The sequence below is a fragment of the Pseudomonas sp. UBA7500 genome, assembly GCF_002478435.1.
Lineage (GTDB): Bacteria > Pseudomonadota > Gammaproteobacteria > Pseudomonadales > Pseudomonadaceae > Aquipseudomonas > Aquipseudomonas palmensis.
In genome coordinates, this window is record NZ_DLNW01000047.1 from 121286 (window position 1) to 142171 (window position 20886).

Genomic DNA, 20886 nt, shown 5'->3' on the forward strand with positions numbered 1-20886 from the left:
ACCCGTTAGCAATCAACATAACCATCTGTGTACCGTGACTGTACCGGCAGTAACTTCTGACTGCTCCCGCCCAGTGGAGATTCATGAGATTTTTACTTTGGTCAAGGTGCAGGTATTAGCGATCATGCTGATTTGACACGTAATGAGAGGTGGGGATACTTCGGGCAAGGCTCCGCTGTAGCCCTGAACACTGAACTACCAAGGATTCGCGCAATGTTGACGGCAGTACTGCATGGCAAGGCAGGGAGGGTCGAGGTGGAAGGGAGGGCCATTGGTTGGCGTGAGCTCTTTCGTCAGCGTGAAGACTTGCTCACGGGTGTATTGTTCGGGAGGTTGCCTTACCTGAGCGATGGCGCGCAGGAGCAGTTCCTGACGCTCCTGCTAGGCGCTGAGATCGCCAGTGAGCTGGGCACCCTCCAGGAAATCACGTTCTGGCCCAAGTTGCGCGCTGGAAAGTATCGCGGGTTTGTAGAGCCTGATGTGCTCATGGATTATCCCAACCACCAGTTGCTGGTGGAGGTTAAACCACCGTATTCAGGCTCCCAGCGACTCGAACAATGGCGAGCAGAGGTTAGAGCACTTCAACAAGAGGATGGAGACCCCAAACCCATTGTTTTGCTTGCTCTGGGCAGAAACCCCAATCACTCAAGTGACATGGCAACGAGTCTGCAGAGTGAGTTTTCTGCGGTACGTCTGCGGGTGGTGTGTAGGGAGTGGCAGGAGGTAATGAAAGGATTGACAGCGATTCTTGCGAGCGCCGATACCAGGGATGCGCACATTATCGAAGATTGGCTGCAGGCGTTTGGGTTGTTCGGCATGACGAATGAATGCGCTCCATTCATCGACCTGCTTCCTCTCGCTGAATCGAATGGAAGACTTCTTTCCGCCCTTGATTCACTCAAGGGCTGGCGCTCTGTGAGCGCTGTCAAAGCAGATAGAAAACCGATTGACTGGCATTCTTTGATGCCGTTGGTGAAGGCATTTGAAAAGGACGAAAATCAATGGAACTGAACCGTGAACAAGCGAATCAGCTGGTTGAACAGGTACAACGATCACATCGTTTATTGGCGGGCTTCTACAAACGGATTCTTCCTGCGATTGACGAAGTGGCAGCAAAATTTGGCGCAATCTTCTGGTCCTGGGACCCCATCGACCTTGGGCGTCCACCACGCGCAGCTACAAAGCCGTCCCGCAATTGGGCCTGGGACTACTTGCCGCTCATGAATGCCCAGTTCCTGTACATCCGCACCGAAGGCGTGCAGCACGCCTTTTTCGAATTTCATCTCAACACCGAGCCTGCGGTACTCAGAAGGCATCGCGTGGGTAATACGCAGCCGGATCCGCTCGAGCTTGAAGAAACAACGCCGAGCATAAGAATTTATGTTTACTGGCTCGTCGGCGAACCGCGTACTGATATCGATCAAGAGTGGAGGAATGCCGATTACCCGGGCGGTGACGCTTTTTCGGTATCGTCACTTACGGATGTGCTTTTAGGCACGTGGTGGGAGGTCGATCTGGCGGAATTCATTGCTGCGCCGCAGAAAACCATCGAACAGCTGAATGGGTTTGTATGTTACCCGCAATCCTGAACTGCGCCAGGCATGTTCGAAGTTGGGTAGGGTCGCAGAGGGCATCAGGCGGGTAGTGTGGGGAGTGCCGCTGACTAACGAAAAGTGCGCAAACTGTTCGCCATTCTGGCGTTATGTCTTAAGATGGCCGGTTGCCGAAAGAACCGTCATGGCAATCGCCATGAAGGGCTTTCATCCTTTGCATATCAAGTGTGGTGAAGATGAACAGGCCTTTCATTTCGCTGTGCCCTGAAATTACCCGGGCACATGCGCTGACGTTGATGGACTGGTTGGAAGACGAACGTGTTACCTGCTATCTGAGTGATTCGCGTGATGTTTCTCGCTCCATCGAACAAGCCATCGATCGGACTCAATTGCCGATCCTGACCCATCTATTCAATCGGGGCGGCCGATTCTTCATGGCCTATGACCGACATGACGCCCCCGTCGGCTTTGTCCGCCTCGTCAAGACTGGCTCCAACTGCGAGATCGTCCTGGTCATCGGAGACAGCGACAAGTGGGGCCGAAACCTTGGCGCCCGTACGATTCGCGAAGGCATGAAACTGGCCTTCCTCGACATGCGGGCCAAGAAGCTCATCGCCAAGATCCACCCCGACAACACGCGCTCGCTGAAAGCCTTTGTACGCAGCGGCTTTGTGCTGGAGAGCGAAACCCCGACATTGAAGTCATTTGCCATGACGATGGGGCGCTACCTCACGTTCTTGCGCGAAGGTGCCGTGGGCGACTCCACCGGGATCTACATCACAGAAATCGACAAGGCCAGGCTCGAGGGCCTGATCGCGCTAGAGGAAGGCCCGACCGTGGTGGAACTCGAGCATGAGCTCGAGCGGGCCATCGTCGTGAAGCCGCAGCAGGTGGCGCGCAATGTCGTCACGATGAACTCCAGGGCCTTGTTGCAGCTGGACGACGAGGAGATCGAAGTGGCGTTGGTCTACCCCGAAGACGCGGACAGCAGCACCGGCAAGCATTCGGTGTGTTCCGACATCGGCGCCGCCATCCTCGGCTATCAGGAGGGGGACGCCATCGACTGGCGAATCGCTGATCGAACCCGCCGGATCGAGATCCGGAAGGTGCTCTATCAGCCCGAGGCTGCGGGGCATTTCCACCTGTAGCTGCACTTTCAGTGGATGGTGGCGATAGAGTGGCTATGCTAGGCGTTTCGCAACCCGGCTCCACGAGCCACCTGATGCTCGATTCCAAGGACGGACCATGCACGCTGAAAGGGATAGTACAAACATAACCGGTGTGATTCGAGCCTACGGCGCAAGGTCTCTTGAGACCGAGCCTGCCTGGGCTGCATTGAATGACACTGGCGGTGCGAGCGCCGCGATTGGCGATGACGGGAATGAGGCTGCTGAAAGTACCGACAAGGACGCTTTCGGCCGCGCCATGAAGATGAAGGCTGCCCTTGACCCGTTCAGAGGCTTTGCGTGAGTGCGCAAGTCTGGATGGCGAAATATGGTGCCCTGCGCACCACGCCAGAAGCTGCAGGCAATGGCTGCGCGCAGCAGACCGTATCGGTGCTGCTGGAGGAAGGCTGTACCCTGTGCGATCAGGGCGAGTTCGATGCCGCACAGGCATGCTTTCGTGCCGTAGTGCAGCAATGTCCTGACTGGGCTGTTGGCCATAACAACCTGGGTTGGGCCTTGCAGCAATCGGGGCGCAATGAGGACGCAATTTCGAGCTACAAGGCTGCGATCAGCCTGCAGCCTGCCTTCGACCTGGCCAGGGCCAACCTGGCCTTTTTGCTGGCCACGCTGTATGGCCACATGGGCCAGCACGATTCGGCCCGTGGCATGTGGAAGGTCCTCGGCGAACTGTACCCGCGCGATCCAGAGATCCTGGAGCAACTCGTCAGCACTTCATTGCGTACTCACGACCTTGACGCTGCGGGCCTGTGGGCTTCGCACTATGCCTCTGTAGTTCGTGGTGACGAGCGCAGCCTGTCTCAACCCGGTGCCTGCGAAGGGCGTGGTGCTGTACCGAGGGCTTCGCGGGCGAAGCTGGCCCACGACCTGGAGCAGTTACGCTATCTGCGAGACCACCAGCTGATTGGTCCGCGTCTTGAGGCGGAGATTGCTAGCTATGAGGCAGCTCTCCAACCATTCGAACAGCCCAACAGTTTGGCAACACCCCCGGCCAACGTCGCTGCGCTGCCCCCGAGCTACGGGCGTAATGTGCACCAGTTGCAGGCTCCGCGACTGCAAGAAGGGGCCTTGAAGATGAGCCAGGCGCTGCTGCGAGCTGAACGCGATTACCTGGAGAGCCCCCTGGGCCTGGTCGTGATCGACGACTTCCTGTCTGCTGATGCACTGGCGCTTGTGCAGGCGTTCTGTTTGCAGTCCACCATCTGGCATACCGACCGATATGCTCATGGTCGGCTCGGCGCGTTCTTCAGGGAGGGTTTCAATTGCCCGCTTCTGCTGCAGGTTGCCGATGAGATTCGGCGTTGCTTCCCCCAGCTTATCGGCAAGCATCACCCATTGCTTCAGATGTGGGGGTTCAAGTACCAGCATGACCAGCCTGCGACACACCCCCATGCAGACTTTGCCGCTGTGAACGTGAACTTCTGGATCACGCCGGACGAGGCAAACCTTGACCGCGACTCGGGAGGGCTTGTGGTCTACGACGTCGAGGCACCCTCTGACTGGGATTTCGAAACCTACAATCGCCAAGGTGATCGAATTGCCGCCTTTCTGAAGGAGGCTGGAGCCCGGCGCACAGTCATCCCTTACAGGTGCAATCGCGCTGTGATTTTCAACTCAGATCTGTTCCATGCCACCGCGCCACTGGCTTTCCGGCCGGGCTACCTCAATCAACGGGTCAATGTGACGCTGCTCTTCGGGGAGCGTGGCAGCGCGCCGGGGCAATGAGACTGCCAGCCCGGTGAGGTAGCCACCGGGCTGGCAGCATCGGCTATTCGCCTTGCGTGCGGATGTCTACCTGCATGCTACCGACGTTGTCCGTCAGGCCCGCACCATAAATCCCGTTGAGGTCATCGTTGATGCACAGTTGCAAGGCCCCCGACTGTCCTGCCGGCACCTTGACCTGAGGCCCAACCAGAAACGGTGCGTTGTCGCCAATGCGGCCGATCAGGGCCCCCTCGAACTGGCCTGGCAGGGTATAGCCTTGCTTGGCGCGATAGTTCGTGTTGCCGGCCGGGCCTGTTTTCCCTGTTGCCGGGTTGGAAGTCCAGGAGCCTTGCGCTGCAATCAGGGTGACCTGGCGGCCAGTCACTGTCAGGCCGCTTTGCTGCCAGGCTTGATTGGCCTGAATGGTCACGGTAACCGGATACAGGATGTTCACTGCATCACTGACGCTGGAGGCGTCGAAACCCGCCTTGCCAAGGGCTTCATTCATCTCGGTGGCCGGTGTGGCTGGCAGCACTTTCGGGTTGAGAATGGTTTTCCCGACGTCAAGCGCGGTCAGGTCCGGATAGGTGGTGTGCAGGATGATTGCGAGTTGGGTCGCGGTCAGGGGCGAGAAAACCTCGATCACGGCTTCGGCCACTGCGGTGTTGTCGGTGGTAGCCCCTCGGGCACGTGACTGGAGCTGGGCCAGTGCCTCTTTGACCGCCTCAAGGGGGCTCAGCCCTTGTTGCTTAAGAGACTGCAGGATGCTGATCAGGGTTTCGGTGCTCATGCTGTTTACCTCTCGTAGTCGCTGTTTGTAATGGGGTGAATGACGCAGTTGAACGGTGGATCTTCTTGCTCGGCATGGCGGCGTCACTGATAAGCGAGCACCAGCGCAGTTGATAGCTCCACAGGCGAGATGGCGGGGTACGCCACTTTGAGGCCTGTCGCGGTGTCCGTTGCGGGGTAACCTGCCTTTGCCATGGCGCGCGCCATCTCTGATACGCCAAGCTGTGGGAATGCCTTCAACAGATTGACTGCGCACAGCTCTCCAGGCACGCCCTGGTCACGCTGGGAGGCGGCAAACTGCAACGGATCGGGATACGCCAGGGCAAGTACGGTCGCCAGCTCAAGAGGTGGGGTATCAGGCCACACAGCAAGCAGGCCATTGCTGGTCTCAATGGCCGGGTAGCCGCCTTGCGCCATGGCGATGGCCAAAGTGTCCGGTGTCAGGTTCGGGAATGCCGCTATCAACTGTGTACCGCACGCGCTCCCCTCGATAGTGAGGGCATGCAGCGCGGTGGCCATTTCTGATGCGGTTGCATAGGGCGTAATCGTCACCTCGACGACGGCCGACGGCACGCCCGCTACGTAGTTCACCTGGTCGGCGCCAGGCAGCGCCCAGACCTGCACCTGGTAAACGGAAGGCGAATGCGAAGGGCAGGGTAGAGCGAAGTCTGCATGCTCGACGCCGCTTTCCTCCCGGGCATGCAGCTCAATAACCAGAGGGGCAGCCCCTTTCTTCTGCGCCAATGCCTGGTAGCGCAATGCACCGGCAACCGAACGCCAGCGCAACGCAACATTGCTGCCGATACTGCTGGCCTGGAAGTCCTGGGGCTGGCCTGGACGTACAAGCGTCAGCGGCTCGCTGTCTGGACTCGCTACGGATGCATGCCCACCCTTGGCCGTTACGCTGAAGCGATAATCCCCCGCTGGGGAAGCCTCTTCGAAAATGAATGCGTATGTCGCAGGTGGGAGCGACTGATCTGCGCCGGGCTCGATCTGGACCCTATCGGTCGCACTCCCGGGCAGGCGGGTAGAGAGCTCGTACGAGGAGGCCCCGGCAATCGGTGGCCAACTCACCTGCACTCCATATGCTGGCGCCGGGACCGTGGTGTCTGCTTGAGCGCTGGGTTGGGCCGGCGCTGTCAGCCGGTTGAAGGGAGCCGCCGCCCAGCGGGTGGCCGATTGTTCATGAACACCCTGGACCTGGGCCGTGTAAGGGCCTGAAGGCCACTCTGGGCCAAACTCGAACTGGGTCTGCCGGGCCGCACCCGCCAGGTCCGGGTTGTTCAGCAGGATGGTCGCGGCACTGTCGAGCAATTGCGCGTGATAGCGCGCATTGCCCTGGCCACCCCCCCAGGTCAGAGTGACCACACGGTTGGTGATGGTGACTCGCGGATCAACAGGCGGGCTCTGTGTCGCGGTTCCTGTTCCTGTTCCTGTGCCGCCAGTGCCAGTGCCAGTCCCTGTGCCTGTGCCTGTGCCAGCAAAGAAATCTGCAACCGCGACTACGGCCCCGGCGACCAGGGCCCCAGCAGCGCCGGCCCCCGCCTCTGCGGCCGTGGCTGCGGCAAGGGTCTCTGCAGCTGTCGCAACAACAGCATCTGCTGCTACACCGTCGATCAAGGCCTGGCAGGCAAGAGTAGCGGCATAGGAGGCCGCGGCTTTTCCCGCGGTGAGACCAATGACGGCAGCAATGGCCTCTCGGTTTTTCACCAGGGCTTTGACAAATGACTCAGCTGCTGCAGCCAGAGCACGTTCGATGTAGTTGCCCAACTCGGAAAAGCTGATCGAGTTGGGTAGGGGGATCGACACCAACCCTGGAAATGGAATCGCTACCGCGGTGAGGGAGGTCTGCGCGACGCAGAGCGTATAGGACCCATCGAGGACCAGCGTTACCCCCTCATCATTTTCCTGGGTACCAAACGAGACACTCACGCGGAATTTCGACTGTAGAAGCTTCTCGAAGGCGAACCCGACGAGTTTGCCGCACCCGGCGCTGCCCTGGTCGGAGAGTTTCTGCAGTGTCTTGATGAAATCGATGGCGTTGGTCAGATACTCGAAACTTGGCCAGTTCGTCACCTGGAAGCCACCGTCCTTGCTGTACCGAAGCCCCAGGGATGTGCCAGCGGGCAGGAACGGTGGGTAGTTCGATAGCGCCGTGAGCGTACCGTCGACCTGGGTGTTTCCCTTCGCGTTTCTGGTGGCTTTCACGCGGACGTCGACGCCAAATTGTTCCTGCATGAACCATAGGCTGCCAACGAAACCCATAGAGGATTTCTTCTCGACGGTAGACAGCTCGAACGCAGGCCCGCCGATGGGCTGTGAGGCGCGTGATGCCGCGATGGTCACGATGAAGAGGTCGATGGGCTTGCCCAGGCTGATATCGGCAGTGACGCCATCCTCGGCAATCTGGATCGTGCCGACCACTTCCAGGGTCTTGACGAGTGTCAGGTCGAACAGCGCCCTTATGTTGAACCCATTCTGGTAGTCGAGGCTGGCGCTAAGTTGACGATCGAGCAGGTCCCCCTCGGCAGGGCATGAGAATGTCTCCAGTCTTGCGAGTTGGCTTCCAGCGGCCGAGCGGTAATACAGCTCGCTGCCTGCCTTGAAGGTGATGTCGATGAGCGAGGTCGGCCACGGGGCCCCCGGGATGCATTGGTTGAACACATCACCGATCGACAGTGCCTTGTCGACTTTTATGCTGGCCACCTGGGGTTTGCCGTTGTGCAGGTAGATGTACCCGGTCAGCTGGGCTGAGCCGACTCTGACCGTACCCTGGACCTGGAATGTTCGTTGATCTTCGTTGTCGCCATAGCGAGCGAATATCCCGAACACCAGGCGCTGGAAGGTAATGCCACGCATCTGGTCGCCGAAGAGCCTGGTAACGCTTTGATCGGGTTCGGCACTTTTCAAGCAGGCTGAGAAGGTTCTGTTGACCTCGTCCGAGTTCAGTACCCCTTCGAACAGATACTGCTTCTCATCAAAAAGGGACACACGCAGCTTGCCTTTGACATTGAGCTGTCTGGCTTCCTTGAAGCGATATCGAACCTCGACCTCTTCAAAGCCGAACAGCTTGAACAAGCGGAAGCTCGGCAAGCTGGCCAAGTAGATCGCGTCACTCACCGCCTTGCCGGCGACAGTCCCTCTAGCCAGCACCGCGGAGAGTGAAAGTTTGTCACCGTCGCCAGAGGGCGAGGCGTACCCTATTTCAATCAGGCTGCCGAACAGCTTGATATCGTCGAGGCTTACCGTCAGCCAAAACCCCGCTGTGTTGGTCATCGGCTCGGTGGCCCTGGAGACACTGAGTGGAACCGGCGATTGCGGGAAAATCTTGTCCAAAGAGGTGTTCGGGGGGACCGCCCCGTTGCCGAAATGACTGAATGTGAAGAACCCGGCATCCATCACCCTCAGATATTCGGCCGGAAGCTCGATATCGAAGGCTTTGTTGAGTTCAGCGAGAACATTCCACCCCTGTGCATCCTCTGTTCCCAGGTCTGCATAGATCAGGCTGTACTGGCGTGACAGGTCCAGCTGGCACTTGCTTCGGGCGGCGATCTTGCGACCAAAAATCTCCGACCAGGCAAAGTGCGCCGTAACGCGGATATCCATGGGCGAGGGGCCCTCCCGCAGGCAGGTACATCAATGCGGTGGGGCATAGTGACATGCCCCACCGTGGAGGAGTCAGGCCTAGGCTTCGAATTTCCCGTCTTTGTATTTGCCTTCGGAGACTTCAACGTTGAGCGCCTGGACGACCTTGGCGTCACCACCAATGGCGTCGGAGATCAGGTCCATGGGGGGTGCAACTGCAACGTATACCTGGTCGGTAGCGCCGACAGCGACTTCGAGAAGTGTCTGCAGTACCGCGTCTGCGGCTTCGCCTTTGGAGGTGACAGTGAAGATGAACGGCTTATCGGCAGTCGGTGCGGAGTTGGGGATGTTGAGCGAAGCTTTGTAGGTCTTGTTGTCGATCAAAAACTCAGCATTTACTTTGGCACTGATACCCATTCTGAGAGCTCCTTGCTGCATGGACTGGGGGGGGAGGTGGCCACCTTCCTGGTGACGCGACGGTGGCGCTTGGAAAAGTAGTAGGCACTCGGCGATATAGCAAATGGCCACAATCTTTTTTTGCCTCGCTGCAGGTGCGTTGCGGGCGCGGCATTGCTTCGCTCGTGGGCTACCGGGGGCGGCCACGCAGGTAAAGAAGGTGTCTGCAGCATCCGTGGCGATTCAATCCTTCTGGAAAAATCTGGGAGCACAACGCTGTGCGTCGATCTGCGTCGCGATTTCATGGGCTGCGAAGTTTCGGCCAACTGCCGCAATTGCCCATATTGCCTGCTTGATCAGGTTGCTCACTGCCATGTTCTTGAGTTCAGGTGCTCTGCATGAAAAACAAGAAAACTCAATTGATCGCTTCGTACTGGACACTGGCTGGGAACACGTTTCCTGGCGCGCCCAGTGAGGTCGCCACTTTTAGCCTTCAGGATCGTGTATCTGCAGCAAGTAAGGCCGGTTGGAGTGGGCTGGGGTTCACCTATGCTGATTTGCTTCACTTGGAGCAGACCATTGGTATTCGAGAAGTCGCCAATCTGCTCAAAGAGCATGGCCTGGAGTACGCTGAAGTCGAATTCCTGACCGATTGGCACTTGCAAGGAAGCAAAAAGCAAGCTTCCGACTACAAGCGAAAGCAGCTTCTGGAGTTCGCGGCGGCTATCGGGGCCCAGCGACTCAAATGTGGGGCTGGTGTGTTGGAGCAGGGCGACCTTGATGTAGCGGGCATGCGGGCCTCTTTGCTGGCCTTGTGCGAAGTCGCAGCTGAATTCTCCATCGACGTAGCTATCGAGTTCATGCCGTTCTCCAAAGTATCGACTATCGACAAGGCCATGGCAGTCACCCAAGGCTTGCACGATAACGCAGGCATGGTCATCGACAGTTGGCACGTAGCTTATGGTGGCATGGAGATGTCCGAGATTGCCAAGATCCCAGCACCTTTGATCAAGGGCGTGGAGCTGAGTGACGCCATGTTCGTGATGTCGGATAACCTGATAGAGCAGTCCAACCACCAGAGGTTGCTCATCGGCGACGGAGAGATCGATATCTGCGGGTTCATTCACAATGTGAGGCAGACGGGCTTTGACGGGCCCTGGGGCGTCGAGATCATATCGGGCATTCATCGTGGGCTTGCGGTGGATCAGATGGCTGAACTCGCTTACCAATCTGCGATGCAGTTCTTCGAACCCCCCTACGCCTGACAGACTGAGTTCCGATGTTTTTCATCGGGCTTCATCTTGTGGAGCTTGGGCTCAAGCGTGGGTGAGCCCGAACGTGTGCGTCTCATTGCGTCGATTTTTCAAGGGGTGCGAAATGGAGATCTCGCCTGATGGGAAAAATAATCTTCGGTCCTGGAAGTGTTCCCTGCAGCAGGCTCGCACCTCGTCATCGGCGTTCAACAAGAAGGTATTCCAATGAAGCTCACTGGGGGCCAGATTCTGGCAAAAGCGCTAAAAGCCCACGGGGTACAGTACGTTGCTGGCATTCCCGGCTACGGTTCTTGGGCCATGGTGGATGCCTTCCTTGAGCCTGGATCCGAGATTCCCTTCATCCAGGTCATGCAGGAACAGAGCGCCGTTCATCTGGCCGATGGTTTCTTTCGAGCCTGCGGACGGCCGATGGCAGCGTTACTGCCAGCCGTTCTGGAAACGTCTAAAGCTGTCTGTGCGTTGGCTACGGCGTCAGCGAATTCTTCTGCCGTACTGGTTCTGAGCGGGGATAAGGAAAGGTCGTTGGTTGACGCTGCGAAAACCGCGTCTCGAGGCGATAGAGCAACACTTTGCAAGGTCGATTGCTACGTGAACGAGGTCGACGCAATTCCGGAGGTTCTGAGGCAGGCATTCGTTAGCATGCTATCGGGTCGGCCTGGCCCGGCCAGCCTTGCATTGTCGGTCAGTGCGCAGATCGGCACGTCAGAAGCCAAACTCGATTTCTCGGTTCAGCGGCAGGCCAATCTCAAGTCATGTCCGGATGCGCAGGTGGTGTCGAATGCTGCTGCGCTGCTTTGTGATGCCCAGCGCCCGGTGATTCTGGTGGGGGGTGGCGTCATCAATGCTGACGTCACTGATGAATTGGTGAAACTGGCCGAGTACCTGCACGCTCCGGTCGTCAGTACATCCGGTGGCAAGGGCGCATTCCCTGATGATCATGCCCTCAATGGCGGCGCTATCGGCCGTCTAGGCAGTACTTGTGGCAACTGTCTTTTGAGTAGTGCAGACCTGATCCTGGCTGTTGGCACCCGGCTGGAGAATGTGTTGGACCTGGGGTGGGGCGGGGGACGAGATTCTGCCCTTGCTCATGCGTGTCTGGTGCACATCGATATCGATGCAAAGCAAATTGGCAAGCGCCATGACGTCGACCTGGCAATCGTTGCAGATGCGAAGCTGGCCCTGGATGCAATTGGATCGGCAATCACCGCGGCTCAACGTACGCAGTTGGCCACCAGGCGGGCGCCCTATCTGAAGGAAATTATTGCCCTGAGACAGCAGTGGGATGAGCAGGTCGAGTTGCTGAGTAACAGTGACTGTGCTCCTTTCAACCTGCAGCGACCGCTGCTGGAGCTTCGCAACTGGATCGAAAGCGACGCAATCATCGTTGTAGGCTCAGGCGGCGTCAAAGGGGCGGTGCACCAGATGTTTCCCATCTACCACCCGCGCACTCACCTCACGTGTGGTGACTCGTCATCGCTCGGTTGGGCAGTTCCTGCTGCAATCGGCGCCAGGCTCGCCATGCCCGCTCGCCAAGTCATCTGCCTGGTCGGTGATGGCGATTTCCTCCACTCGCTCCAGGAACTGGCGGTCTGCGTGATGCATACCATTCCTGTCCTGTTCGTCGTGTTCAACAACAGCGGATACATGTCGCTGCGCGACGGGCAGAACGGGGTGTTCGGGCGCCATTATGGTTGCGAGTTCAACTTTCCAGATGGCAAACCATATTCTCCACACTACGCAGAGGTTGCGAGGAATTTCGGGCTCGATGCCTGGCGTGTGGAGCACGCTTCGCAATTGAAGTCGGTGTATCAGAAGGCGCTGAAAAGCAATGGGCCGTCACTTGTTGAGGTGATCGTTGCGCGTGAGGGGGCAGGGCCGGTGCTACAGAATGACCTTTCTTTCCCGGCCCCGCAGTACGCACGCTGAAGCGCTCTTACCTGCGTCGCACGTCACACCTGACGCACGATGCAAGGTCTATGCGGCCTATCTCGATTTTCTGCCGTTGGTCTTGCCTGATCTCTGTGGCTACTACGCCGGGACTTGAGCCTGCCGTACGGGGACTGCTGGGTTTTTTCTCAAACTACGCCTGCAAATGCGTCACTGTGCGTCAATCAGGTTGGAGCTGCGAAATTGAGCGCGCTATGGACTCTTGGGAATACTTCGCTCATCGGATGGGAGAACCAAGCTCATTTTGAGCGCATCCGTCCTAGGCGAAGCAAATCAACAAAAGGGAACAACCCATGGCGTACTATCTGAAATCTTCAACCACTCAGCCAGCTGGAGAGGCGGACAGCGTACAAGTACGCCGAATCGTCGAGGAGATGATTTCCGACATCAGCAACCGCGGCGAAGTGGCAGTTCACCAATACTCGGCAACGTTTGATAAATGGGACCCCGCCAGCTTCCGCCTGACTCAAGCGCAAATCGACGAATGCCTGGCCGAGCTGACCCCGCAGCAGATTGATGACATCAAGTTTGCTCAGGCACAGGTTCGTAACTTCGCTCAGCATCAGCGCAACTCGATGAAAGACATCGAGGTCGAGACGCTGCCTGGCGTGATCCTGGGTCACAAGAACATCCCGGTTGAGACGGTTGGCTGTTACATCCCGAGTGGCAAGTACCCGCTGTTGGCCTCGGCTCACATGGGCATCATTACTGCCAAGGTTGCCGGTGCGAAGAAGGTTATCGCGACTTCCCCTCCCTTCGAAGGTCGTCCAAGCGCTCCGGTGATCGCTGCAATTCACTTGGCCGGCGCCGATGAGATCTACTGTATCGGTGGTGTGCAAGCCGTTGCTTCGATGGCCTTGGGTATCGGTGAATTCCCTGAGGTCGACATGATCGTTGGCCCAGGTAACGCCTACGTTGCAGAAGCCAAGCGTCAGCTGTTCGGCAAGATCGGTATCGACCTGATCGCTGGTCCTACCGAGACCCTGGTTGTTGCGGATGACTCGGTTGACGGCGAGCTGGTGGCAACCGACCTGCTAGGTCAGGCTGAGCATGGCCCGACCTCGCCGGCAGTGCTGATTACGACCTCGCGCAAGCTGGGTGAAGACACCCTGGCTGAGATCGAGCGTCTGCTGGGGCTGTTGGACACTGCTGAGATCGCGCGCAAGGCTTGGGACAACTACGGTGAGGTTATCATCTGCCAAAGCCAGGAAGAGATGATCGTGGAAGCGAACCGTCTGGCTTCCGAGCACGTCCAGGTGATGACTCGTGATCCGGACTACTTCCTGAACAACCTGCAGAATTACGGCGCGCTGTTCCTGGGCGCCCGCACAAACGTTGCGTATGGCGACAAGGTGATCGGTACCAACCACACGCTGCCTACTTCGCGTGCTGCTCGTTACACCGGCGGTCTGTGGGTTGGCAAGTTCCTGAAGACCTGTACGTATCAGCGCATCCTCACAGACGAGGCCTCGGCCATGATCGGTGAATACTGCTCCCGTCTGTGTATCCTGGAGAAATTCACTGGCCACGCCGAGCAGGCCAACATTCGTGTTCGCCGCTACGGCGGTAAGGATGTTCCGTTCGGTGCGGCTGCTGAGTAACACCGTGCGCTCATGAAAAAGGCTGGTCAGTGATGACCAGCCTTTTTTCGTTTGCCCGGTTTGCGAGTGGCGCGCGTGCTGATTCAGCCCTCACCACCCCACAGGATGGTCGAGCTATCCCCTGTCATGTACTCGCGCACTTCCAGCGGCACGGACAGGTCGCTGGGCAGTATCACAGTCGCGTTCCTGAGGTGCTCGCGGCGGATCAGCCCTTTGTCCACGTATCCAAGCGCCATGCGCGTAGAGAACGGCTGCCGGTAGGACGTGGACGCTACACCGGTTATCAGGCCGTAGAGGAAGCGAATGGGGCGTCGGTGCTGTGGCGTAAGGATCGAGCAGGTAATCTCGTTGCGCTGCTTGCTCTCAAAGTCGATCATGAAGATTCGGTCGCCCAGCAACAAGCAGAACCCGTGATAGGTGAACGAGCAGCCGATTTTTCCACTGCCATCCAGCAGCGGGAAGCGTTCCACGGTGACGTACTGCACCATCGACTCAGCGCGGTACAGGCAGGTGACCGAGCGAAGAATGCGACCCTTGTAAATTGACGAGTTGTGATAGCGGTAATAAACACCCAGATAATCGTTCAATTGCTCAGGCGAGTTTTTGGCCAGTGGCAAGAAGTGCGTGAACTCTTTTGATGAGCGGAGCCCCATCGGCAGTTCGTTTTCAAATCCTTCGTAGAAGCTTTTAAACTCAAGGGGCGATCGGAATAAGTCGTCAACCTCCATCATGAAATACCTGGAGATTTTCTGCAGGATTTTCTGAGAAGGCAGGTGCTGTCCCGCGAGATACTTGTTGAACTGTTGCCGATTGACATCAACTTTTCGACACAGGTCTGCAACAGAACGGCAGGACTCTACAAGCGTCATTAAGTTTTTCTGAAGATTGAGCTGCAAGTCGTACCGGTTTTGACTGCGTTCAACTAGATTGGGCGTAATCGTTACAGGCATTTCTTATAATCCTCCACTACGAATAGCGGCCCGCCCAAGCTGTAAGCTTCGGCAGTATCACTCCCAATACTGGAGGAAACTGGGGGCACACACTTCATCGAGCTACACGGTGATTGAAAACTCAAGCATGCTTCGTGCCATCTGAAGCAAGGCAGGGTTTTCAATGGCATTCTCCGATTTTTGAGTTTTGCTGTCTCAATCCTGTACATTCTGCGTCAGAATCGACGTTCGGTCTACTGTGTCGAGCAATGTATCCGCTCTGTTTCAGGTCTTTGAGGGTGGGCACGCCGCTGCATGTTCCGTAACTGGCTTATGACAAAATGGTGTTTTGAATGAGTGAAAGTAACACTGGCAGGATTAAGGGATCCTCCATCTCGCGCGTCATGGAGATTATCGAGGCTGTCGCGCTGGCCAAGGCGGCCCTGTCCCCGGCAGACCTGGCATTTATGTTGGATATTCCGAAGCCAAGTATTCATCGCTTGCTTCAACAGATTCAGGCTGATGGTTATCTCCAAACCAATATGCGTGGGCTGGTTGTGCCAACAGCGCGGCTTCATAAAATAGCCATGGGCGTCATTTACGCCAGTCGCTACAAGGCGCTCCGGCAATCAATTTTGCGTCGACTGTCAAGTGAGTTGGATGAGACTTGTGGCATCGCGATGCCCGACGGTATTGATATGGTGTATTACGACCGTGTTCAAAGTGACTGGCCGTTGCAGTTGCACCTTCCTGAGGGGGCGCATGTTCCCATGTGGTGCACGGCCAGTGGGAAGTTGTACTTGAGCACGTTCTCTAAGTCTCGCCGTCAGCAAATACTTCAAAATCTCGCCCTCAAGCGGCTCTCGAAAAATACTATTACCAGTGCTGAGCAACTGGAGCTTGAGCTGTTGAAGATCAGGTCGACAGAGATCGGTATCGATAACGAGGAGTTTGTAGAGGGCATGGTGGCTTGCGCGGTGCCTATCAAGGATGCAAGTGGGCGCCTCATGGCGTGCCTTTACGCGCATGCACCGACGGTGAGGAAGAGCCTGGCGGATCTGCTCCGATTCCAGCCAAACCTTCAGCAGGCGGCGGCGGAACTGTCGAGCCTGGTGGAGGAACCCTTGGGGGAGGAGTAGGGCGTCCTGATAACGCATAAACCAGGGAGCCCCTGGTTTATGCGGGTGGTGCTGTGACCTGGCGAGCCGGCGCTTAACGCACGGCGAGATTTCCGGGGGTGGTGCACGCCTGGTTAGCTGCCTTGGCGCGTACGCTCAGCGGGGCGATGACGGTGACGATCGCCATGAGTACCAGCGGCAGGTAGAAGAGTGCTTCGATTCCGTAGGTGGTAATGATCAGCGAGTAGATAGCTGGGCCGCCGAGCATGCCGAAGAAACCGATGCCGTTGACGATGCCCACGTTTCGGCCTGCGTTCGCAGGATCCTTCTGGCCGGCAGCACCCAGCATCAGAGGAGCGATGCAAGCCAGACCTGCACCCAGTAGCGCACAGCCGACGACGCTCATGAGCGGCTCTTTGCTAAGGGTGGCACAGAGCATGCCGACGATCGATACGACGCAGCTCAGGAACAGCATGCTTGCGCGGCCAATTCGCGCCGCCAGCCAGTCACCGGTCAGGCGAGCAATGAAGCCGGCACCAGTGTAAAGGCTGATGGCCATGCCTGCGGTGGTGATGCTCATGCCGCGCTCGCGGTGCATGAATTCCTGTCCCCAGTCGCTGACAGAGCTCTCACCAATCATGCCGGCGATCAGGATGAGGCCGAATACGACCATCAGAGACAGTACGCGCCAATCCATCTGGCTGGTCGAGGCAGCAGCACCGGTTGGTGTTGGTACAGGCAGAAGGTCATCTTTGCCGAGCATGAATTTGCTGGTAATCAGACCCAGGATGGCAAGTGACACGCCTGCGGTTGTGAAAGGAATAATGGCACTGTCGGTGGAGAAGCCGGCCAGGTAGCTGGCGATGAAGCCGAACAGGAAGCCACCCAGTGAGAAGAAGGCGTGGAAAGAGGACATGATGGGGCGTTGATAGTACCTCTCTACCTCCACACCATGCGCGTTCAGGGCTGTGTCTGTGGCGCCGCGCAAGAAACCGAGCATGCAGGCGAACACCATGGCGAACCAGTATTCAGGGGCCACCGCCAAGCAAATGAACGAGACCGGATAGGCGCAGAGGAGTACTCGCAATACAGCTCGCGGACTGAAGTAGTCGACCGCGTAGCCGACCAGGAAAGCGCCGAACGCAGCACCCACGGCGATACCCAGTGCCAGCATGCCGAAGTCCATGTCGCCCAGGCTCCCGGAGAGGCCAAGGTGATTGCGAAATGCAGTGACGCCGACAGACCACGTGTAGAAGAGGGCGCCCAGAAGCATGAAGCCAGAGAAGGTTGCCATGCGCGCATTGCGGATTTTGGGTGTCACGAGAGAACTGTTTTGATTGTTGGATTGCATTTTATCACCTGCCCGGAAGTAGCTTGGGATTGCTCTTCCTTGATTGGATTGTTATTGCCTAAGGCTTTTAGACAGTGATGAATCTTGACGTCTACTGCTTGTTGTTTTGGCTGTTATCGCCACTGTTAGCTTGCGCGCTTGATTCGCAACGGTGCTGCTCGCTCTATCTTGCACCTGGTTGATTCCTCAGGCTCGATCTGCTGGTCGAGTGACCAGGCAGCTCCAGCTTCCCGGGTTCTCCGTGCGCTCTACGCATCCCTGCAAAGAACCGGTGACTCGATTTTTAACTGACGGAGTCACTGCCTCACAATTTCGCATCGCGATCCTGATAGACGCACTCTGAAGCAACCTCGACGCACTCCGCGAACAATCCCGCAGCACAGTCGCAGCGCATGGTTCGGTGTGAATCGCCGCATCGCCGAACATCTGAGCCGTGCATCAAATCCTGAGAGCCCTGTAGCAGATGGGTTTGAAGCTTTTTTGCCCTTCGCAATCGAGAGTGCCGGCCTTGCAGGCACGAAAAAAATCACCAAGACACCCTCGACATAAAAAGCCAATAGCGATACGTTTTGTCTCGTTATATAAAAATATTGGCTTCTGAAAAGCCTGGAGGTGTGATCCATGTCGGTACAAGCCATCCTGCCGCGAATCATGGAAATCGGAGGCGATGCCAGCCTCAAATTGCCAGATGTGCTCAACTCGCTGGGCTGCCGGCGACCTTTGATCATCACGGACAAGGTGATGGTCAAGCTGGGCTATGCCGAGCGCCTGACCTCGTTGCTGTCGGAGCGGGATATCCCTTCCGAGGTGTTCGACGACACCGTGCCAGAGCCCACCGCTGCTTCCATCGCTGCCGGCGTAGCCCGGGTGCGAGAGGGGAGCTTCGACTCGATTGTCGCGCTTGGAGGCGGTAGCCCAATCGATAGCGCCAAGGCGATTGCCATCCTGGGCAAGTTCGGCGGCGAGATTCAGGACTATCGTTTCCCCCGCCAGGTCAACGAGGCAGGCCTGCCGATCGTCGCTGTTCCTACAACGGCAGGCACCGGGTCGGAAGTGACGCGCTTTACGATCATCACCAATGAAAAGACTGACGAGAAGTTGCTCTGCGCAGGTGTCGGCTTCATGCCTGTCGCCGCGTTGATCGACTACAAGCTCACGCTGACTCTGCCTGTTCGAACAACGGCCGATACCGGCATCGATGCGCTGACTCATGCCATCGAGGCATACGTCAGTCGTAAGGCCAACCCTTACAGCGATACGCAAGCACTGGCAGCAATGCGCTTGATCGGGCCGAACCTTCGCCGGGTTTACGAAAACGGATCTGATGAGGAGGCGCGCGAAGCCATGATGATCGGCTCAACGCTGGCCGGTATCGCGTTCTCCAACGCTTCCGTTGCCCTGGTGCATGGCATGAGTCGTCCCATCGGCGCTTTCTTCCATGTGCCTCACGGTCTGTCGAACGCCATGCTCCTGCCGTCCGTGACGGCGTACTCAATCTCGTTTGCGCCGGAGCGCTATGCCCAATGCTCGCGTTCCATTGGGGCGGCAAGCCCAAGCGATCCGGATGCGGTTGCCAATGCACGGCTTGTCAGCTTCCTGGAAGCGATCAATCGCGACCTGTCGGTGCCAACTCTCCAAGAGTTTGGTGTGACCCGCGAGCGCTTTGATGAAGTGGTGACGACCATGGCCGAACAGGCACTGGCTTCGGGCTCTCCAGGCAACAATCCGCGAGTACCGAGCGTAGAAGAGATGGTGGAGCTGTACCAGGCTCTCTGGCGGTGAACTGTCCCGTTTGTGCTTAACGCTGGTGTCGCGACTAACCGTAGTTATCGCATTTTTTGAATTCGAAGTAGGAGATTACTAGATGAACACGATCGGGCATTTGATCAACGGCGAAGTTCGCCTGGATGACAACCGTACTCAGGATGTCTTCAACCCGGCTACCGGCAAGGTAGAGAAATGGGTCGCCCTGGCCAGCAAGGCCACTGTTGAGGAGGCGATTGCCGCGGCAGAGGCTGCATTCCCCGCCTGGCGGGATACCCCGCCGATGAAACGGGCCCGCGTCATGTACCGCTTCAAGGAATTGCTGGAGCAGCATGCTGAGCGTATCTGCACTCTCATTGGTGAGGAGCACGGCAAAATCTCCCACGACGCCGCTGGCGAACTGCAGCGCGGTATTGAGAACGTCGAGTATGCGTGTGGTGCTCCTGAACTGCTCAAAGGTGAGCACAGCAAGAACGTAGGCCCGAACATCGATTCCTGGAGCGAGTTCCAGCCTCTGGGTGTTGTGGCGGGCATTACCCCGTTCAACTTCCCCGTGATGGTACCGTTGTGGATGTTGCCCATGGCCCTGGTCTGCGGCAACTGTTTCATCCTCAAGCCTTCCGAACGCGATCCTAGCTCAACCCTGCTGATCGCTCAGCTGCTGCATGAAGCTGGCCTGCCAAAGGGTGTGCTGAACGTGGTTAACGGTGACAAGGAGGCAGTTGATACCCTGCTGCATGATCCTCGTATCCAGGCCGTCAGCTTCGTGGGCTCGACCCCGATCGCGGAGTACATCTACTCCACCGCCACTGCGAATGGCAAGCGCTGCCAGGCCCTTGGCGGTGCGAAGAATCATGCGATCGTGATGCCCGATGCAGACCTTGATAACGCGGTGAACTCCCTGCTTGGTGCGGCCTTTGGCTCGTCCGGTGAGCGCTGCATGGCATTGTCGGTCGCTGTCGCCGTTGGTGATGCAGTAGCAGACGCGCTGGTCGAAAAGCTGCAGGTGGCAATGAAGCCTCTGAAGGTCGGTAATCACACCGAGCGTAGCAATGACTTCGGGCCGGTTATCACTCGCCAGCACCAAGAAAAGGTTGTCGGCTTCATCTCCAGCGCCGAGGCTCAGGGGGCCAGCGTGGTCGTTGATGGTCGTGACGTCATCGTCCCTGGCTTTGAAGATGGCTTCTTTGTTGGTGCAACTTTGATCGACAAGGTCACCGCCGACATGTCCAGCTACAAAGCCGAAATTTTCGGCCCTGTTCTGCAGGTCATCCGTGTGAACACCATGCAAGAAGCCATGCAACTGATCAACGCTCATGAGTACGGCAATGGCACCTGCATCTACACCCGCGATGGCGAAGCCGCCCGTTACTTCAGCGACAACATCCAGGTGGGCATGGTTGGAATCAACGTGCCGCTGCCGGTACCGGTGGCTTCACACAGCTTCGGCGGTTGGAAGCGCTCTCTGTTTGGCGACCTGCACGCCTATGGCCCGGATGGCGTCCGGTTCTACACCCGTCGTAAAACCATCACGCAGCGCTGGCCGTCGGCAAGTGTTCGTGAAGGCGCAGAGTTCTCGATGCCAACCATGAAGTAGTGATCGAGTCGCAGAATAACCACCGCCTGGTGCGGTGGTTTTTTTTGCCCCAACCAAAGTGCTTCACTTCGCGTCGATGTGGGCCGGGCTGCGA

At 57.6% G+C, this 20886-nt stretch carries 15 protein-coding genes and 1 pseudogene; 10 read left to right on the forward strand and 6 right to left on the reverse strand.

The genetic code is table 11. The features are described from left to right. The first annotated feature begins 213 nt into the window (after positions 1-213). From B4I46_RS19730 to B4I46_RS19745, 4 genes and pseudogenes are all read left to right on the forward strand, one after another. Positions 214-1011 (forward strand): hypothetical protein, encoded by a 798-nt coding sequence (locus tag B4I46_RS19730; protein ID WP_275731967.1) that lies wholly within the window; start codon positions 214-216, stop codon positions 1009-1011. Continuing rightward, the gene (locus B4I46_RS19735) at positions 1002-1589 is read left to right on the forward strand and encodes a hypothetical protein (protein WP_275731969.1); all 588 of its coding nucleotides are present in this window, start codon (positions 1002-1004) and stop codon (positions 1587-1589) included. The genes B4I46_RS19730 and B4I46_RS19735 overlap by 10 nt, the downstream gene beginning before the upstream one ends. Before the next feature lie 148 nt (positions 1590-1737). Continuing rightward, positions 1738-2701 (forward strand): annotated as a pseudogene (locus B4I46_RS19740) (GNAT family N-acetyltransferase). 318 nt (positions 2702-3019) lie between these two features. Further along, on the forward strand, positions 3020-4462 hold the full coding sequence (locus B4I46_RS19745; RefSeq protein WP_286901438.1) for a tetratricopeptide repeat protein: 1443 nt from the start codon (positions 3020-3022) through the stop codon (positions 4460-4462). A gap of 43 nt (positions 4463-4505) precedes the next feature. Here B4I46_RS19745 and B4I46_RS19750 read toward each other — a convergent pair whose 3' ends face one another. From B4I46_RS19750 to B4I46_RS19765, 4 genes are all read right to left on the reverse strand, one after another. After that, positions 4506-5231 carry a hypothetical protein gene (locus B4I46_RS19750; RefSeq protein ID WP_054914499.1) on the reverse strand — a complete coding sequence of 242 codons (726 nt, stop codon included), beginning with the start codon at positions 5229-5231 and terminating at the stop codon, positions 4506-4508. Between the two features lie 83 nt (positions 5232-5314). Further along, positions 5315-8836 (reverse strand): hypothetical protein, encoded by a 3522-nt coding sequence (locus B4I46_RS19755; protein ID WP_286901441.1) that lies wholly within the window; start codon positions 8834-8836, stop codon positions 5315-5317. A 78-nt stretch (positions 8837-8914) separates the two neighbouring features. After that, positions 8915-9232 (reverse strand): hypothetical protein, encoded by a 318-nt coding sequence (locus B4I46_RS19760; RefSeq protein WP_043861263.1) that lies wholly within the window; start codon positions 9230-9232, stop codon positions 8915-8917. Between the two features lie 222 nt (positions 9233-9454). Beyond that, on the reverse strand, positions 9455-9580 hold the full coding sequence (locus B4I46_RS19765) for a hypothetical protein (protein WP_263010523.1): 126 nt from the start codon (positions 9578-9580) through the stop codon (positions 9455-9457). Between the two features lie 29 nt (positions 9581-9609). On the opposite strand from B4I46_RS19765, the gene B4I46_RS19770 reads away from it, so the two are divergent. From B4I46_RS19770 to hisD, 3 genes are all read left to right on the forward strand, one after another. Next, the gene (locus B4I46_RS19770) at positions 9610-10476 is read left to right on the forward strand and encodes a sugar phosphate isomerase/epimerase family protein (protein ID WP_123753041.1); all 867 of its coding nucleotides are present in this window, start codon (positions 9610-9612) and stop codon (positions 10474-10476) included. Positions 10477-10689: 213 nt separating this feature from the next. Further along, complete coding sequence (locus B4I46_RS19775) at positions 10690-12411, forward strand: thiamine pyrophosphate-binding protein (protein WP_286901447.1); 1722 nt, start codon at positions 10690-10692, stop codon at positions 12409-12411. Positions 12412-12725: 314 nt separating this feature from the next. Further along, entirely contained in the window at positions 12726-14033 is a 1308-nt protein-coding gene (gene hisD / locus B4I46_RS19780; RefSeq protein ID WP_088515025.1) for a histidinol dehydrogenase, read from the forward strand. 83 nt (positions 14034-14116) lie between these two features. On the opposite strand, the gene B4I46_RS19785 is transcribed toward hisD, so the two are convergent. Beyond that, on the reverse strand, positions 14117-14983 hold the full coding sequence (locus B4I46_RS19785; protein ID WP_043859788.1) for a helix-turn-helix transcriptional regulator: 867 nt from the start codon (positions 14981-14983) through the stop codon (positions 14117-14119). Positions 14984-15315: 332 nt separating this feature from the next. Here B4I46_RS19785 and B4I46_RS19790 point away from each other — a divergent pair, with 332 nt between their 5' ends. Continuing rightward, a complete protein-coding gene (locus tag B4I46_RS19790; protein ID WP_043859787.1) occupies positions 15316-16101 on the forward strand; it encodes an IclR family transcriptional regulator in 786 nt (261 codons plus the stop codon). Between the two features lie 73 nt (positions 16102-16174). Here the strand turns inward: B4I46_RS19790 and B4I46_RS19795 are convergent, their stop codons facing one another. Further along, on the reverse strand, positions 16175-17431 hold the full coding sequence (locus tag B4I46_RS19795; protein ID WP_088515024.1) for an MFS transporter: 1257 nt from the start codon (positions 17429-17431) through the stop codon (positions 16175-16177). A gap of 621 nt (positions 17432-18052) precedes the next feature. On the opposite strand from B4I46_RS19795, the gene B4I46_RS19800 reads away from it, so the two are divergent. Then, positions 18053-19213 carry an iron-containing alcohol dehydrogenase gene (locus B4I46_RS19800; protein WP_286901450.1) on the forward strand — a complete coding sequence of 387 codons (1161 nt, stop codon included), beginning with the start codon at positions 18053-18055 and terminating at the stop codon, positions 19211-19213. An 82-nt stretch (positions 19214-19295) separates the two neighbouring features. Next, entirely contained in the window at positions 19296-20792 is a 1497-nt protein-coding gene (locus B4I46_RS19805; protein WP_043859784.1) for a CoA-acylating methylmalonate-semialdehyde dehydrogenase, read from the forward strand. Positions 20793-20886 lie beyond the last annotated feature (94 nt).